The organism is Kitasatospora sp. NPDC001664, from assembly GCF_053596675.1.
Genome location: NZ_JBSFGS010000019.1, coordinates 63,711 through 78,754 on the forward strand (window position 1 = coordinate 63,711; position 15,044 = coordinate 78,754).

Genomic DNA, 15,044 nt, shown 5'->3' on the forward strand with positions numbered 1-15,044 from the left:
CTTCCCCTCCCACAACCGCTCCTGCTCATTCCACGTGTCCACCCCCTGACCCGGACCCCCCGAACGACCACTTCGTGGTGTGACCTTCGTCTCACCCCGTGGATCTCGTGGTGGACCACGATGGTCACCCCGAGGTGCCCGCGGTGAGCATGTGAGCAGTCGGGGAGGGCGAGGGCTGAGCCGTTCCCGCATGTCAGGGCACCGACGAGGCATGAGGCAGGCCACCGTGACGATCCAGTTCGCCGACGAGACGCTGCGGCACACCGCCGTGGTCCAGGTCGCGATCCATGCGACCGACCCCATCTCCTACGCGGGGGCCGCCAGTCAGCTGCGCGCCTGCGGCGACCTCCAGGTGGTCTCCGAGGCCGGACCGGGCACGGTCACCGTGGTGGTCGCGGAGAGCGTGGACAACGCCGTCACCGGGACCATGCGGCGGCTGGTGCACCGGGACGGCAGCCGGGTCGTCCTGGTGGTGGACCAGATCCGGGAGGCCGACCTGCTGGAGGCCGTCGAGTGCGGGGTCTCCGCCATCCTGCGGCGCCGCGAGGCAACCGCGGAGCGGCTGGGGCAGGCCGTGGTGGCCGCCGCGCGCGGCGAGGGCGACCTGCCCGGTGACCTCCTCGGCCGCCTGATCGCCCAGATGGGCCGGCTCCAGCGCAGCGTCCAGGGCCTGCCCGGCTACGCCCCGCCCGGCATCTCCGAGCGCGAGTCCGACATCCTCCGGCTGATCGCCGAGGGCTGGGACACCGGTGAGATCGCCGGGAAGCTCTCCTACTCCGAACGGACCGTCAAGAACGTCCTGCACGGCCTGACCACCCGCCTCAACCTCCGCAACCGCGCCCACGCCGTCGCCCACGCCCTGCGCGAGGGTTACATCTAAGCCCCAGCGGGTGCCCCCGCCGCCACGGGGGTACGGGTTTCATGTGCGGGACTTGCAGAGCTCACCTGCCGGAAAGGTGCCGGGGGTGTTCGCGGGCGGGTTTTGCGTGCAGACTTCTACGCGCGTCACCGTCTGCCTGCTGACGCCCCGTCCGTTCACGTTGGAGCCGTCCATGCCCTTGAACCGTCGTGACTTCGTCGCCCGGTCGGCGGTCACCGCCGCCGGTGCCGCCCTGGCCGGTGGCCTGCCGATGGTCACCGCCACCGAGGCGGCGGCCGCACCCGCCGAGCAGCGCGGCCGCGAGAAGAAGAAGCAGACGTTCACCGTGATGGGCACCACCGACCTGCACGGCCGGGTGCTGAACTGGGACTACTTCACCGACGCCGAGTACGACGACAAGGCGCACAACGACGTCGGCCTCGCCAAGATCGCCACCCTGGTGAAGCAGATCCGGGCCGAGAAGGGCTGCGAGCGCACCCTGCTGATCGACGCCGGCGACACCATCCAGGGCACCCAGCTCGCCTACTACTACGCCCGGGTCGAGCCGATCACCGGCAAGCGCGCGCCCAAGCACCCGATGGCCGTGGCGATGAACGCGCTGAAGTACGACGCCGCCGCGCTGGGCAACCACGAGTTCAACTACGGCATCCCGCTGCTGCGCGCCTTCGAGCGCCAGCTCGACTTCCCGCTGCTGGGTGCCAACGCGCTGGACGCGAAGAACGAGCGCCCCGCCTTCCCGCCGTACGTCATCAAGGAGCTGCACCTCGGCCACGGCCGGGCGCTGCGGGTCGGCATCCTGGGCCTGACCAACCCCGGCATCGCGATCTGGGACAAGGCCAACGTGGCCGGGCAGATGGTCTTCCCCGGCATCGTGGAGCAGGCCAGGAAGTACGTGCCGCGGCTGCGCTCGGCCGGCGCCGAGGTGGTCGTGGTGGCCGCGCACACCGGTGCGGACGAGCCGAGCTCCTGGGGCGACCAGCTGCCGTGGGGCGAGAACGTCGCGGCCGAGCTGGCCGCCGCGGTGCCCGGCATCGACGCCGTGCTGGTCGGCCACGCGCACAAGGAGATCCCGCAGCGCCTGGTGACCAACCGGGAGACCGGGAAGACCGTCGTGCTCTCCGAGCCGCTCGCCTGGGGCCAGCGCCTGACCTGCTTCGACTTCGAGGTCGAGTTCGAGCGCGGCCGGTGGAACGTCACCTCGGTGACCTCCCGGGTGCTCAACTCCAACACCGTGCCGGAGGACAAGGAGGTCGTCCGGCTGATCGACGCCCAGCACAAGAAGACGGTCGCCTACGTCAACCAGGTGATCGGCACCTGCAAGAGCGAACTCTCCATCGCCGAGGCCCGGTTCAAGGACGTCCCGATCATCGACCTGATCGGCCGGGTCCAGGTCGACACCGTGAAGGCCGCCCTCGTGGGCACCTCGTACGCGGCCCTGCCGGTGCTGGCCCAGGCCGCGCCGTTCAACCGCACCGCCGTGATCCCGGCCGGCACGGTGAAGCTGCGCGACGCCGCCGGGCTGTACATCTACGAGAACACCCTGGAGGCCCGGGTCCTGACGGGTGCCCAGATCAAGGACTACCTGGAGTACTCGGCGAGGTACTTCGCCCAGCTGGCCCCCGGCGACGCGGTCAACCTCGACACGCTGACCAACCAGGCCAACACGCCGGACTACAACTTCGACTCGGTGTACGGCGTCTCCTACGACATCGACCTGACCAAGCCGGTCGGCTCCCGGATCGTCGGCCTCACCTTCGAGGGCGCCCCGGTCGACCCGGCCGCCCAGTTCGTGCTGGCGGTCAACAACTACCGGGCCAACGGCGGCGGCAACTTCCCGCACGTGGCCAAGGCCACGGTCGCCTGGTCCAACTCCGAGGAGATCCGCAACACGATGATCACCTGGGTGAAGGCCAAGGGCGTCATCGACCCGGCCGAGTTCGGCGGCGGCACCTGGCGCCTGGTCCGGAACGGCGTCCCGCTGTTCTGACCGGGTCCGAACCGGGCATGTACGAGTTGGCGGCACCGGGCACCGGTGCCGCCAACTCGGCTTTCCGGCACGGGGGATGAGATGAAGCGGATCGTCGTCGCGGCGCTGGCGGCACTGGCACTGCTCGGCTGCACCACCGGCGGCGGCCCGGCGCCGCGCCCCAGCGGGCCGAGCGGCACACCGGACGACCCGGTGGCCACAGCCGCCCGGGCCAGGGCCCTGGAGGCCGTGCGGGCCTGGGAGCACACCGCCGCCCACGAGGCCTGGCGGGCCGGGTACTACCCGCTGGACCGGTCCCCGCAGTGGCTGCCGCCCGAGGCCTTCCGCAGCCTCGCCGAGAAGGCCGGCTACCTGAGTGGCAGCGTCGACCCGGCGGACTCCTGGCCGGCCACGGACCGGCTCGCGGAGGTCCGCTGGTCCGACGGGCGCGCCCTCGGCCTGGTCGGGCGCTCGCCCCTGGAAGCGCTGCGGGACATGGCAGGGGAGCAGTTCGGCAGCTGCCACGCCGACTGCACCCCGCTGAAGGTGACCGAGATCCGGCCGGCCCGCCGCGAGCTGGGCACCAGCCGGGGCCAGGCCACCGTCCCGGTCTGGGAGTTCGTCTCCCCCGGCTACTCCGAGCCGTTCGTGCTGCCCGCCGTCGCCGCCCAGCGCCGGGCCGACCCCCTCCCGCCCACGGGCTACCCCTCGTCACCGGCCGGCCTGTCGGTGGCGGAGTTCGACCCGCGCACCGCCTCCTGGGACGGCCTCACCGTCACCGGCACGGTCGAACTCCCGCCCTGCCGACGGGTGTTCCTCAGCGAGGCGTTCGAGACCGAGCACTCCGTGGTGCCGGTGCTGCTGCTCACCGGCACCACCGGCGCCGACTGCGCCACCACCGGGACCGTGAGCGGGACGGCCACCGTCCGCCTGCGCGCCCCGCTCGGGGACCGGACGGTCCTCGACCTGACCACCGGCGAGCCCCGTCCGGTCCGCCCGGTGCCCTCGTCCGGTGGAACCGACGGCTGACCGGCCGCGTCCGATCGGCGCCGACTCGGCTTTCCGGTACGGGGGGACGACCAGATGAGACGCATCACGACACTCGCACTCGCGGCGCTGCTGACGGCGGGCTGCGCCGCCACCGACGCCGGGCACGACATCGACCGCACACCGGTGCCCACGACGAGCGGGACGGCCCTGGAGCGGGCCGCGCAGGTGGCCCGGGAGTGGCCGGGGTCGGAGGCGGAACGGGCCTGGTCCGACGGGTACTACCCGTTGGACCCGCGCCAGGAGTGGCTGCCCCCGGACGCCTTCACCCACGGCGGCAAGACCGCCTACCTCAGCGGGCTGATCGAGCCGGTCACCGCACTGCCCACCGCCGAGGCCACCGCCGAGGTGGTCTGGGTCCACGGCCGGCGGCAGGCCCTGCCGATGATCTCGCCGTGGCAGGTGCTGGACGGGCTGGCCAAGGGCAAGCCCCCGTGCGGGGCGGACTGCGAACCCCCGCTGAAGCTCACGGGGGTGGCCCGGGGCAGCCGCACCGTGGCCACCAGCCGGGGCCAGGCCACCGTCCCGGTCTGGGAGTTCACCATCGCGGGCTACCAGGATCCCTTCGTCTACCCGGCGGTCGCCCCGCAACAGCCGCCCGTCGGCCGACCCGTGCAGCGGTGGGCCGACCGGAGCGTGACCTACGAGTCGGTCTCGGCGGACGGACTGACCGTCACGGGCAGGGTGGGGCGGGGCTCCTGCGAGCGGGTGACCGGCACCGAGGCGTACGAGACCGACCGGCTGGTGGTGCTGATCGCCGAGGTGCGGCGGACGCAGCCGCAGCAGCAGCCGTGCACCCTCGTGCTGGTGACGGACCGCGTCACCGTGAAGCTGACCCGCCCGCTGGACGCCCGGCTGGTGCTCGACCTCGCCACCGGCGCCCCGCAGGGGAGCTGGTGAGCTGATGAGCGGCGGCGGCGCGGCCACCGCCGCGCTCCGCCGCCGCACCCGGCCGGCACCTCCACCATCGGCCCGGCACCGAACGCCGAGGGGCCCGGGGAGTCGCACGCTCCCCGGGCCCCTGCTGAAGGCGGGTCAGACGGTGACCGGGGCCGGGGCCTCGGTGGTCTCGACGGTCTCGGCCGGGGCCGCCTTGGGCGGACGCGGGATGGCCAGCGCGGCCAGCGCGCCGAGCACCACGACCGCCACGCCGACCCAGACGGCCGGGTGCAGGCCGTCGGTGAACTCCTGGGCGCCGCGCATGCTGCCGTTGGCGGTGAAGACGCTGCTCAGCACCGCGATGCCGAGCGCTCCGCCGATCTCGCGGACGGTGGTGTTGGCGCCGGAGGCCTTGCCCCGGTGCTCCGGGCCGACCGCGCCGAGCACCACGGCCGCCGTCGGGGCGATGGCGAAGCCCATGCCCGCACCGGCCAGCAGCATCGCACCGACCAGTCGGGAGTACGGGGTGTCCGGGCCGGCCGCCAGGTTGATCCAGGCCAGGCCGCCGGCCTGGAGGAAGAGGCCGAGCGCCATCAGGCGGCCGCCGCCGACCCGGTCGGTCAGCGCGCCGGCGATCGGGGCGATCACCATCGGCATCAGGGTCCAGGCCAGCGTCAGGGTGCCGGCGTGCAGCGGGGTGCGGGGCGGGGCGATCTGCAGGTACTGGGAGAGGAAGAAGATCGAGCCGAAGACCCCGAAGTACATCGAGGCGGAGACCAGGTTGGTCAGGGTGAAGGCCCGGATCCGGTAGAAGCCGAGCGGCAGCAGCGGGTGCGGGGCACGGCGCTCCCAGGCCACGAAGGCGGCCAGCAGCACCGCGGCGACGGCGAAGGCGCCGAGGATCTTCGTGTCGGTCCAGCCGTCCTCGCTGCCGTTGACGATGCCCCAGACCAGGGCGAGCAGGCCGCCGGTGGCCAGCAGCATGCCGACCAGGTCGAGCTTGGCCTTCTCGCCGTGGCTCTCGTTCAGCGCCATCAGGGCGAGCGGGACGGCGACGATGCCGACCGGGATGTTGATCCAGAAGATCCACTCCCAGGCGAGGCCCTCGACCACCGCGCCGCCGACCACCGGGCCGAGCGCGATGGCCAGGCCGCTGACGGCGGACCAGAGGCCGAGCGCCAGGCTGCGCATCTTCTCCGGCACGGCGTTGGAGAGCAGGGTGAGCGAGAGCGGCATGACGGCCGCCGCCCCGAAGCCCTGGATCGCCCGGGCGAGGATCAACTGCCCGCTGGTGTCGGCCAGTCCGCAGCCGATCGAGGAGAGGGTGAACAGCACGATGCCGAGCGCGAAGACCTTGCGGTGGCCGAAGCGGTCACCGAGCGCGGCTCCGGTCAGCAGCAGGCAGGCGAAGCTCAGCACGTAGGCGTTGACGAACCACTGCAGGTCCTGGGTGGTGGCCTTCAGGTCCACCGCGAGGGTGTGCAGGGCGGTGGACACCACCAGGTTGTCCAGCGCCACCATGAACATCGGCAGGCTGCACGCGACGATCGACAGCCAGAGCGGTACCTTGCGCCCGGCGGGGGCGGGTGCGGACATGGCGGGGATCTCCCTTGTCGGGCGGGGCTGTTGGAGGGGTCGGCGGTCAGCCGGCGGCGTCGGTGCGCTGCTGCTCGGCCAGCCGGTTCTTGGCGTCGGGCCAGGTGATCGGGAGCTGCTCGGCGGTGGTGTCCCAGAAGGTGAAAACCGACTGCTTGGTCACCTCGCGGAGCCCGGTCATGATCGTGTAGTGCGGTTCGGCCTTGGCGTAGGCGTAGAGCGACTGGCGGTCCTCCCAGGCCGAGAGCGTCCAGAAGACGCCCTTCAGCGGCTGGGCGATCAGCGAGGCGCCGACCGCGCCGGGCGCGGTCTTGACCTGCTTCCAGGCGGCCAGGGACTTGAGGAAGAAGCGCGGCACGTCCTTGAGGGACCGGACCTCCAGCCGGGAGGCCATCACCAGCACCTGGCTGTTCGGGCGAGGGGTGTTGGGGGTGGTCCAGGGCAGCGTGGGCATGCGTCGGCCTTTCGGTGCACTATTGGAGTGTCGCACTATCTATATTAGACAGTGCAGCTACCTAATTTCCAGTGGAGAGCGGAGAAGATGCGGATCTCGGAGCTGAGCCGCCGCAGCGGCGTCCCGGTGGCGACCATCAAGTACTACTTGCGGGAGGAACTGCTGCCCGCCGGGGTGGCCACCTCCGCCACCCAGGCGGAGTACGACGAGCACCACCTCCGGCGGCTCCGGCTGGCCCGCGCGCTGGTCACCGTGCGCGGCTTGTCGGTGTCCACCACCCGGGAGGTGCTCCGGGGCCTGGACGAGCACTCGACCGACGTCCACTTCCTGCTCGGTCTGGCGGTCGGCGCGGTGCCGACCGGCGATGCCGAACCGTCCGCGGACGGACCGCAAGAACCCTCCCCCGCCGATGAGTTGATCTCCGCCATGGGCTGGGAGGTCAGCGAGAAGGCTCCTACCCGCGCCGTGGTCACCGACACCCTCGCCACGCTCAGGGAGCTGGGCCTGCCGGCCGACTGGCAGGCCCTGCTCCCCTACGCCGAGCTGGCCGCGAACACCGCCGCCCTCGACCTCGACCAACTCGAGGGCGTCCCGGACCCCTTGGAGCGGGTCGAGCGTGCCGTCCTGCTCACCATCCTGATGGAACCCGTCCTGCTCGCCCTGCGCCGGATGGCCCAGGAGAACGAGTCCGCCAAGCGCTACGGCCTCCCGGCCTGAGCGACCGTCAGGCCTCGCGGTGGCCCAGCTCGCGAAGGAGTTGGGCCGCCGCCTCCATGCCGGAGGAGAAGGCGGCCTCGTGGGAGCCGATCTGGTCGTGGTAGAGCTGCTTGGAGTGGAAGTAGGAGCCGGCCAGCTTGACCCGGGTGCCCTCGTTCACCTCGTAGATGGTCTGCTGGAGGCGGCGCAGGTCGATGTCGATGACCGGGTGGGAGTACGACAGTTCGCGGATCACCAGCTCCTCGCGGATCTCGCGCGGGTAGTCCAGGGTGACGAAGTAGTCGGTGGCGGACTCGAAGCCGTGCAGGCGGTTCATGTAGTACGCCACGTACGGGCGGCTGACGCCGTCCACCGCGACCTTGCCGTAGTTCCAGTTGTCCCAGCGGCCGCGGTCGGCCGGCATCGCCGAGGCGTCGGTGTGCAGCACCGCGAGCGAGGTGTTGTAGCGGATCTTCTCCAGGGTGCGCCGCTGCACCTCGTCCGGGTTGCTGAGCAGCTCCCGGGCGGTGTCGCCGTGGGTGGCCAGGATCACGTGGTCGAAGCGCTCGGAGCTGCGCGCGGTGGAGACGGTGACGCCGTCCTCCTCCTGGCGGATGCCGGTGACCGGCTCGGCCAGCCGCAGCTTCGGGTCGATCGCGGCGATCGCCTTGCGCACGTAGGAGATCGAGCCGCCGCTGACGGTCCGCCAGTCCACCTTCTGGCCGCCCAGGCCGCCCTCGTCGTGGGCCATGAAGAAGGCGATCACCGTGGTGGCCGGCATCTCCCAGATCAGCTCGGCCGGCACCGACCAGACCGCGGTGCAGAGCAGGATCACGTAGCCGTACCGGAACTCCTGGCTGTAGCCGCCCCGGTCCAGGTACTCGCCCAGCGGCAGGTCGGTGCGCTTGCGCAGGAAGTCCTTGCGGCCCTCCTCGTGGAAGCGGCGGGCCTCGCGCCAGATGGTCTGGAACTCGGCGCCGTAGCGGCCGGTCACCTCCTCCTCCGGCAGGCCCATCTCGACGGTGCCGTACTGCAGGCCGCTGTCCAGGTCGAAGAAGTTGAAGCCGCCCAGGTGCTGGCGGCTCTCCACGCCGAGCTCGGCGAAGAACTTGCTGAGGTTGGGGTAGCTGGGCTGGTTGAAGACCACGAAGGCGGTGTCGATGCCGAGGGTGCGGCCCTCGTCCTCCACCTCGATGGTGTTGGCGTGGCCGCCCGGGCGGCCCTCCGCCTCGAAGAGCGTGATCTCGGCGTGCTCGCGCAGCTTGTAGGCGGCGGAGAGACCGGCCACACCGGCTCCGACGACGGCGACACGGGGCTTGGACATCTGGCTGTTCCTCTTCTACGCGGTTCTACGGGGTGATCCAGGTCTGGTGCAGCCGGCCGGCCGTGCCGTCGGCGACGGCGGTGGCGAGCACATAGCCGGGTGCGGGGTGGAGCAGGTCGAACTTCCAGTCGGAGTCCGGGGGTTGGAGCGGGTCGTGGAGCCGGATCGGCGGCTGCCAGGGGGCACTGACGGCGAAGCCGTCCAGCTCCCGGCGCAGGCCGGTGCCGAGCGCCTTGAGGTAGGCCTCCTTGAGCACCCAGTACGCGGCAACCGCGGCCGCCCGGTCCGCCGCGCCGGCCAGTGCGGCCCGCTCGGCGGGGGCGAACCAGCGCGGCAGGTGGGTCACCGCGTCCGGCCGGGCCGGGGTGGCCTCCACGTCCACCCCGCAGGTGCGGCCCTCGGTGACCAGACAGGCCAGCAGGCCCTCGGTGTGCGAGAGGTTGAACCGCAGGGCGTGGCCGTCCGGTTCGGCCTCCGGACGGCCGGAGGCCGCCACCGCGAACCGCCACTCCCCCACCGGGCGGCCGTCCCGGTCGCTCAGCGCGTGCCGGGAGAGCAGCCGGGCACCGAGGTACCGCCTCCGCGCCCCCGCGGTGCGCTGACGGTCCATCCGCTCCCGCTCCGCCCGGGTCAACAGGCCCGTTCCACCGTGGAGTTCGGCGAAGCCGTCGACCGAGCGCTCCGGCAGCAGGTAGAGGTGGGCATCGGCGGCCAGGACCTCGGTGCCCGTGGCCGCGGTGGTCACGGCCTGGCCCGGTACGGGGCAGCCGGGCGGCGCTCGGCCGGCTCGGCGAGGGCGGCCAGGCCGACCAGCCGCTTGAGCCACTCGTCCATGGACTGCCGGAAGCCGGTCCGGCAGGGCTCGCAGACCTTGAGGGTGTGGTCCAGCAGCTCCTTGGCGAAGACGCCCTGGCAGCCGTGGCAGACGGCGGTGCGGGGTGCGGTACGGCGCTCAGCTCTGGGCATGGACGGCTCCGGTCCGTTCGGCGAGCGGGAACTGCCAGTACGAGAACAGCCGGTTGGCCCGGTGCAGGTGCCGCAGCACCCGCATCACCTCGTCCACCTCGGCGGCTCCGGTGACCACCCGGTGCGGCTCGAACTCCTTTGCCAGCCGCTCCAGTTGGAGCAGCAGCAGGGCGCCGCTGGGCAGCGGGTCGTCCAGCGCGGCGTGCGAGTGGACGAAGGTGTGCAGCACCGCGGCGGTGGCGTGCAGGGTCGCGTACTGCTTGGCCAGGTCGAAGAGCTCGGCCGACTGGCCGTACTCCCGGCCGAGTTCGGAGCGCAGCTCGGCGGCCTGCGCGTGCAGGTCCTCGGCCCGCTCCAGCAGCTCGGCGGCCAGCGCGGCGGAGCGCTCCAGCCAGCCGCGCTCCTCGCCCTTGGCGGCGGCGGCCAGCTCGCACAGCCGGGACAGCGCGGCCGGCGCGCCGAGCAGCGCGTCGTCCTTGCCGCGGCTGAACAGCTCCTGGTCCCAGGGCCGGTAGAGCGGCAGCTCGCGGTCGATGCCGTAGAGCACGGGGGTGCGCCGCTCGGCCTCGGCCCGGGCCTCGGGGTTGCCCGCGGTGGTGAGCAGACCGTCCAGCTGGAGGGCGATGTTCTTGAGGTTCACCACCGTGTTGCCGTCCGCGAAGATGGCCACCAACAGGTCGCGGAGCATCTTCTGGTAGATGCCGTAGTGCGGATGGGCCCGCAGGTAGAGCCGGGCCCCGAGCACGATGTTCAGCTGGGCCATCGAGCGCTCCAGCAGGGTCGGCACGAAGTACTTGGCGACCGAGGACCAGACGCTGGTCTGCTCCGGCACCAGCTGGAGGCTGCGCACCGCGCCCAGGCTGACCGCGTCGGCGGTCAGCAGATCGGCGAAGACCTCGGTCAACTGCCGCCGGGAGTACGGGATGTCGCTGACCTTCTTGCCGAAGATCTCGCGCTGCTCGGTGAAGTCCAGGGTCACCCGCAGCGCGGTGTCCACCGCCGCCAGCGCCATCGATCCGATGGTGGTGCGGGCCACCTGGGCGCTCTTCAGCGCGATCTCCAGGCCCTGGCCCTCGTGGCCGAGCCGGGCCGAGTCCGGCACGAAGACCCCGTCCAGCCGGATGCCGCTCATGTCCAGGGCGCGCAGGCCGTGCAGCCGCTCGTTGGGCAGCTCGACCACCGAGCCGGCCGGGGTGTTGCGCTTCTCCACCAGGAAGATCGAGTACCCGGCCGGGCCGCCCTTGGGGTCGGTGCGGGCGAAGACGCTGACCCCGTCCGCCACGGTGGCGTTGCCGATCAGCCACTTCTCGCCGGTCAGCAGGTAGCCGCCCTCGACCTTCTCGGCGCGCATCTCGTTGGCCAGCACGTCGCTGCCGTGGTGACGCTCCGACAGGCCCCAGGCCAGCTTGGTGCCCTGCTTCATCCGGTCGACGACGTACTGCTTCTGCTCGTCCGTTCCGGCGATCCAGGCGGGCATGAAGCTGAGGCTGGTGAGCATCAGCGCGGTGGCCGAGGTCGGGTCGCGGCGGGCGATCAGGCGCAGCAGGTTGAAGCCGACCTCGACGTCACCCGCCTTGCCGCCCTGCGCCTTCGGGATGACGTACTCGTGCACGCCCCAGCGCTGGAGCAGGTTGACGAAGGCGTAGGGGAACTCCTCCCGTTCGTCGTGGGCCAGGATCTGCTCGAACGGCATGCTGCTGTCGGGGTCGTGCGGGTCGCCGAGCTGCTCTTCGAGCCGCGCGGCGAGCTCGGTCAGGTCTGCCTTCGGCACGGTGGTTCGCTCCTGTGGATCGGTGGTGCCATCAGATGAGTTGGACCGGGACGGCGGAGAACAGCCGGCCCCGCCCGTACAGGTCCCGGACGGTCGCGAGGGCCGGCAGCAGCTCGGCCTCACGGCGGCGGACGGGGGTGCCCTCGGCGCGGGAGAGCAGGTAGGCGAGCACCGCGGTCAGCCAGTCCGGGCGGCCGAGCACCTCGTTCTCCCGGTTCACCACCCACAGGTGCAGGCAGGCGGCGGCCGCGTGCAGCCAGGCGAACCGCTCGGCCAGGTCGACCAGCTCGTTGCCCTTGGGGTCGGCGGTGGAGACCTGGACCGAGAGGTCGGCCAGGTGGCGGTGGATCGGCCCGGTGTCCGGCAGGCCCGCGGTCACCAGGTCCCGGCCGCGGGCGTTCAGGTCGAGGCGGCCGAGCTCGAACGGCGGCAGCTCGGCCTGGAGGTCGAAGACCTCCCGGACCGCCCTCGGATCCGCGTCGATCCCGTTCAGCCCCCGCATCAGCGCCGGGAGTTGTCCGGCGAAGGAGCGCAGGTTGGCCACCGTGGAGGTGTCCACCACCCGCACCAGCGCGGCGTCCCGCTGGAGCTTCTGGAAGATCCCGCCGCCCGGGCCCTCGGTGCGCAGCACCGAACGGGTGGCCAGCACGGTGGCGCAGCGCCCCATCGCGTCCTCCACCGCCTCGGCCACCACGTGCTTGGCCGCGCACCCCCAGACGCTGAACTGCTCCGGCGCCACGTGGATGCCGCGGGCCGCCGCCAGGGCGACCGCGTCGGCGGCCAGCAGGGCCGCCGAGGCGATCGCCAACTCGCGGCGGGGGTAGGGGGATTCGACCAGCGCGGTGCGGCCGATCCGGCGCTCGGTGGCGAAGTCGAGGGTGAGGCGCAGCGCGGTGTCGGCGCAGCCGAGGCTGCCGGCGGTGCTCATCAGCCGCACCACCTGCTGCGCCTTGACCGCCGCCTCCAGCGCCTCCCCCTGACGGCCCACCAGCTCCTCGGCCGCGACGGGGTGCCCCTCGAACCGCAGGTGCGCGAAGTCGATCCCGCGCATGCCGCCGGTCGGCACCTCGGGGCCGCGCTCCACCCCGTCCAGACCGGTGAGGACGGCCGAGAACGCCCCGGGCCCGCGCTCGCCGGTCCGGGCCACCACGTACGCCGCCTCACTGCGCTGCCCGAGCCCGACCATCCACTTGGCCCCGTCGAGCCGCCAGGCCGCCGCCGCGCTCTCGCCGGAGGCCGGGGACGCGCTCCGCGCGGGAGAGGCGTCGGAGGCGGAACTCGAGCCCGCCGCAGGCGACCCGGCGCTGCGCGCGGCCTGCCCCGTCTCCTCCACCGAGCCCGCTGCAGGCGAACTCGCGCTGCGCGCCGCCACGGGCGTGAGCCGGACCTCGTTGGCCAGGAGGTCGCTGCCGTGGTCGGCCTCCGACATCGCGAAGGCGACGGAGCCGCCGCGGCGGAGGACCTCCGCCACGCGCTCCTGCTGGGCGGCCGAGCCGTGGAGCTGGACGCAGGTGGCGGCGGTGATCGAGAACATGGTGCTGGGCATGACGTTGAGGTCCCGCCGGGCGGCGGTGCGGACCAGGGTCAGGCTGCGGTCGAAGCCCTCGAAGGCGCCGCCCAGCTCGCGCGGCAGGTAGTTCAGGTGGAAGTCGTGCTTGCGCAGCGCGGCGGCGAGCTCCTCCGGGTACTCCCCCGCCTCGTCCCGCCGCACCGCCGCCGCCCAGCCGTACGGGTTCTCCGGGTCGGCCGGGTCACCGAGCTCGCGGTCCAGCTCCTCGGGCGTCACCGCGGCACCGGCCGGTAGTCGCCCGCCGTGGCGGGGATCCGCACGCCGGCGGTGCGCAGCTGCGCGACCCGGGTGTGGAAGGCGGCGCCGTGCATCAGGTGGTGGGCCACGTCGGCCACCCGGCGGTTGCCGGGGGTCTTGAGGTAGCTGCCGGTCACCCAGTCGTTGAAGCTGCCCATCGCGGGGCCGCACCAGACCTGGTAGTCCAGGGTGCGGTCCGGGTCGCCGACCACCGACCAGCGCGAGGACATGCCCAGGTACCAGCGGAAGACCAGCGCCATCCGCCGCTTGGGGCTGCCCTCGGCCCGGGCCAGCTGCTCGGGGTCGCGCCGCCGGAAGTAGCCGACGCACTCGTCCCAGACCTCGGCGAGCGGGCGGCGGAACACCTGGGTCTCCAGCCGGGCCCGCTCCTCGGCCGGCAGTGCCTCCAGCCCGTCGTAGGCCTGGTACAGCTCGTAGAGCCGCTTGGCCCGCATCGGGAAGAGCGTGCCCTTCTTCAACACCTGGAGCTCGACGCCGAGTTCGAACATGTCGGCGGCCGGCGCCATCTCGCAGTCGGCGATCCCGGCCTCGGCCAGCATCGCCTTGGCCGCCTTGGAGGCGCCGGACTCCACGCAGGACTGGTTGACCGAGCCGGTCACCACGTACGCGGCGCCCATGGCGAAGGCGGCGGCCACCGCCGTCGGGGTGCCGAGGCCCCCGGCCGCGCCGACCCTGATCTGGGCGGGGTAGCGGTGCTCGCGCTGGACGGTGTCGCGCAGCCGCAGGATGGAGGGCAGCAGGGCGGGCAGCGGGCGGCGGTCGGTGTGGCCGCCGGAGTCGGCCTCCACCGTGATGTCGTCGGCCATCGGCACGTGACGGGCCAACTCGGCCTGCTCCGGGGTGATCAGACGCTCCGCCAGCAGCGCGCCGACCATGGCGGCCGGAGCGGGTCTCATGAAGCGCTCGGCGGTCTCGGTCCGGGAGATCTTGGCGATCAGCCGGTGCTCGGCGAGCACCCGGCCGTCCGGGCCGGGCCGCAGCCCGGCCAGCCTCCAGCGGACCACGTGCGGGGTGAGCGCCATGAAGGCCGAGGCCTCCACGCAGCGCACGCCGTAGCGCAGGAAGAGCTCGACCGCCTCGCGCTCCAGGCGCTCCTCGCTCGGGCTGTGGATCAGGTTGACGGCGAACGGCAGGCCGGGGATCTCGGTGGCGAAGCGGGTGAGCGCCTGCTCGATGGTCTCCGGCAGCAGGCCGGCCGCGCCGAAGGAGGCCAGGTAGCCCTCCTTGGCGAGGGCGATCACCAGGTCGGCGGAGGCGATGCCGCCGGCCATCGCCCCGGCCAGGTACGGCTGGCGGACGCCGTGCGCGGCGCGGAACTCGGGCGAGCCGAGCCGGTCGGCGGGCAGCGGCGGGACGGCGGCCAGCAGCGGCAGTCCACCGCCGGCGCGGGCGCCGCGCGCGGCGGGGTGGCCCTCGGCGACGGCGCCGATGCCCTCGGGGGTGCGGACGATGAAGCAGGGGCGGTCCAGTGCGGCCAGGGCCTGGTAGATGCCCGGTGAGTCGGTGGCGGGGTAGCTCTCCCCGTACCAGCGGAGCGGTGTCTCCAGCGTGTCCATGGGTGGGGTCTCTGTCTCCTAGCTGGGGAAGGGGCTTGCCGGGCCGAGGACCGACCCGGCAAGCCCCGGGTGTCTGGTGAG

General features: G+C 72.7%; 13 protein-coding genes. 5 read left to right on the top strand and 8 right to left on the bottom strand.

Translation table 11 applies throughout. The annotated features are described in order from the left end of the window. Window positions 1-211 precede the first annotated feature (211 nt). From ACWCYY_RS25580 to ACWCYY_RS25595, 4 genes are all read left to right on the top strand, one after another. The gene (locus ACWCYY_RS25580) at window positions 212-880 is read left to right on the top strand and encodes a response regulator transcription factor (protein ID WP_345284284.1); all 669 of its coding nucleotides are present in this window, start codon (window positions 212-214) and stop codon (window positions 878-880) included. A 172-nt stretch (window positions 881-1,052) separates the two neighbouring features. Continuing rightward, the gene (locus ACWCYY_RS25585; RefSeq protein ID WP_449797364.1) at window positions 1,053-2,867 is read left to right on the top strand and encodes a bifunctional metallophosphatase/5'-nucleotidase; all 1,815 of its coding nucleotides are present in this window, start codon (window positions 1,053-1,055) and stop codon (window positions 2,865-2,867) included. 81 nt (window positions 2,868-2,948) lie between these two features. After that, entirely contained in the window at window positions 2,949-3,875 is a 927-nt protein-coding gene (locus ACWCYY_RS25590) for a hypothetical protein (protein WP_449797365.1), read from the top strand. 54 nt (window positions 3,876-3,929) lie between these two features. Further along, window positions 3,930-4,793: a hypothetical protein gene (locus tag ACWCYY_RS25595; protein ID WP_449797366.1), complete on the top strand. Its 864-nt coding sequence runs from the start codon at window positions 3,930-3,932 to the stop codon at window positions 4,791-4,793. 135 nt (window positions 4,794-4,928) lie between these two features. Here ACWCYY_RS25595 and ACWCYY_RS25600 read toward each other — a convergent pair whose 3' ends face one another. Both ACWCYY_RS25600 and ACWCYY_RS25605 read right to left on the bottom strand, forming a co-directional pair. Next, window positions 4,929-6,368: an MFS transporter gene (locus ACWCYY_RS25600; RefSeq protein WP_345284292.1), complete on the bottom strand. Its 1,440-nt coding sequence runs from the start codon at window positions 6,366-6,368 to the stop codon at window positions 4,929-4,931. 46 nt (window positions 6,369-6,414) lie between these two features. Continuing rightward, window positions 6,415-6,822: a DUF3291 domain-containing protein gene (locus tag ACWCYY_RS25605; protein WP_345284294.1), complete on the bottom strand. Its 408-nt coding sequence runs from the start codon at window positions 6,820-6,822 to the stop codon at window positions 6,415-6,417. A gap of 87 nt (window positions 6,823-6,909) precedes the next feature. On the opposite strand from ACWCYY_RS25605, the gene ACWCYY_RS25610 reads away from it, so the two are divergent. Beyond that, the gene (locus tag ACWCYY_RS25610) at window positions 6,910-7,539 is read left to right on the top strand and encodes a MerR family transcriptional regulator (RefSeq protein ID WP_449797367.1); all 630 of its coding nucleotides are present in this window, start codon (window positions 6,910-6,912) and stop codon (window positions 7,537-7,539) included. 7 nt (window positions 7,540-7,546) lie between these two features. Here the strand turns inward: ACWCYY_RS25610 and ACWCYY_RS25615 are convergent, their stop codons facing one another. Genes ACWCYY_RS25615 through ACWCYY_RS25640 form a run of 6 tightly spaced genes read right to left on the bottom strand, consistent with a single transcriptional unit; the run spans window position 7,547 to window position 14,963 of the window. Beyond that, a complete protein-coding gene (locus ACWCYY_RS25615; RefSeq protein ID WP_345284297.1) occupies window positions 7,547-8,842 on the bottom strand; it encodes an NAD(P)/FAD-dependent oxidoreductase in 1,296 nt (431 codons plus the stop codon). A 25-nt stretch (window positions 8,843-8,867) separates the two neighbouring features. After that, window positions 8,868-9,587, bottom strand: a complete 720-nt coding sequence (locus ACWCYY_RS25620; protein WP_345284299.1) for a 4'-phosphopantetheinyl transferase family protein — start codon at window positions 9,585-9,587, stop codon at window positions 8,868-8,870. Beyond that, on the bottom strand, window positions 9,584-9,808 hold the full coding sequence (locus ACWCYY_RS25625; protein ID WP_449797368.1) for a hypothetical protein: 225 nt from the start codon (window positions 9,806-9,808) through the stop codon (window positions 9,584-9,586). Before ACWCYY_RS25625 ends, ACWCYY_RS25620 begins: the two co-directional genes overlap by 4 nt. Further along, window positions 9,795-11,579 (bottom strand): acyl-CoA dehydrogenase family protein, encoded by a 1,785-nt coding sequence (locus tag ACWCYY_RS25630; protein ID WP_345284303.1) that lies wholly within the window; start codon window positions 11,577-11,579, stop codon window positions 9,795-9,797. Before ACWCYY_RS25630 ends, ACWCYY_RS25625 begins: the two co-directional genes overlap by 14 nt. A 31-nt stretch (window positions 11,580-11,610) precedes the next feature. After that, complete coding sequence (locus ACWCYY_RS25635; protein WP_380148892.1) at window positions 11,611-13,365, bottom strand: acyl-CoA dehydrogenase family protein; 1,755 nt, start codon at window positions 13,363-13,365, stop codon at window positions 11,611-11,613. After that, window positions 13,362-14,963, bottom strand: a complete 1,602-nt coding sequence (locus tag ACWCYY_RS25640) for a PfaD family polyunsaturated fatty acid/polyketide biosynthesis protein (RefSeq protein ID WP_345284311.1) — start codon at window positions 14,961-14,963, stop codon at window positions 13,362-13,364. Before ACWCYY_RS25640 ends, ACWCYY_RS25635 begins: the two co-directional genes overlap by 4 nt. Between the last annotated feature and the right edge of the window lie 81 nt (window positions 14,964-15,044).

Excerpts from the sequence above, each read along its gene's own strand:
- ACWCYY_RS25595 (WP_449797366.1), top strand. The coding sequence starts at position 3,930 with ATGAGACGCATCACGACACTCGCACTCGCGGCGCTGCTGACGGCGGGC.
- ACWCYY_RS25590 (WP_449797365.1), top strand. The coding sequence starts at position 2,949 with ATGAAGCGGATCGTCGTCGCGGCGCTGGCGGCACTGGCACTGCTCGGC.
- ACWCYY_RS25585 (WP_449797364.1), top strand. The coding sequence starts at position 1,053 with ATGCCCTTGAACCGTCGTGACTTCGTCGCCCGGTCGGCGGTCACCGCC.
- ACWCYY_RS25605 (WP_345284294.1), bottom strand. The coding sequence starts at position 6,822 with ATGCCCACGCTGCCCTGGACCACCCCCAACACCCCTCGCCCGAACAGC.
- ACWCYY_RS25625 (WP_449797368.1), bottom strand. The coding sequence starts at position 9,808 with ATGCCCAGAGCTGAGCGCCGTACCGCACCCCGCACCGCCGTCTGCCAC.
- ACWCYY_RS25610 (WP_449797367.1), top strand. The coding sequence starts at position 6,910 with ATGCGGATCTCGGAGCTGAGCCGCCGCAGCGGCGTCCCGGTGGCGACC.
- ACWCYY_RS25615 (WP_345284297.1), bottom strand. The coding sequence starts at position 8,842 with ATGTCCAAGCCCCGTGTCGCCGTCGTCGGAGCCGGTGTGGCCGGTCTC.
- ACWCYY_RS25640 (WP_345284311.1), bottom strand. The coding sequence starts at position 14,963 with ATGGACACGCTGGAGACACCGCTCCGCTGGTACGGGGAGAGCTACCCC.
- ACWCYY_RS25580 (WP_345284284.1), top strand. The coding sequence starts at position 212 with ATGAGGCAGGCCACCGTGACGATCCAGTTCGCCGACGAGACGCTGCGG.
- ACWCYY_RS25600 (WP_345284292.1), bottom strand. The coding sequence starts at position 6,368 with ATGTCCGCACCCGCCCCCGCCGGGCGCAAGGTACCGCTCTGGCTGTCG.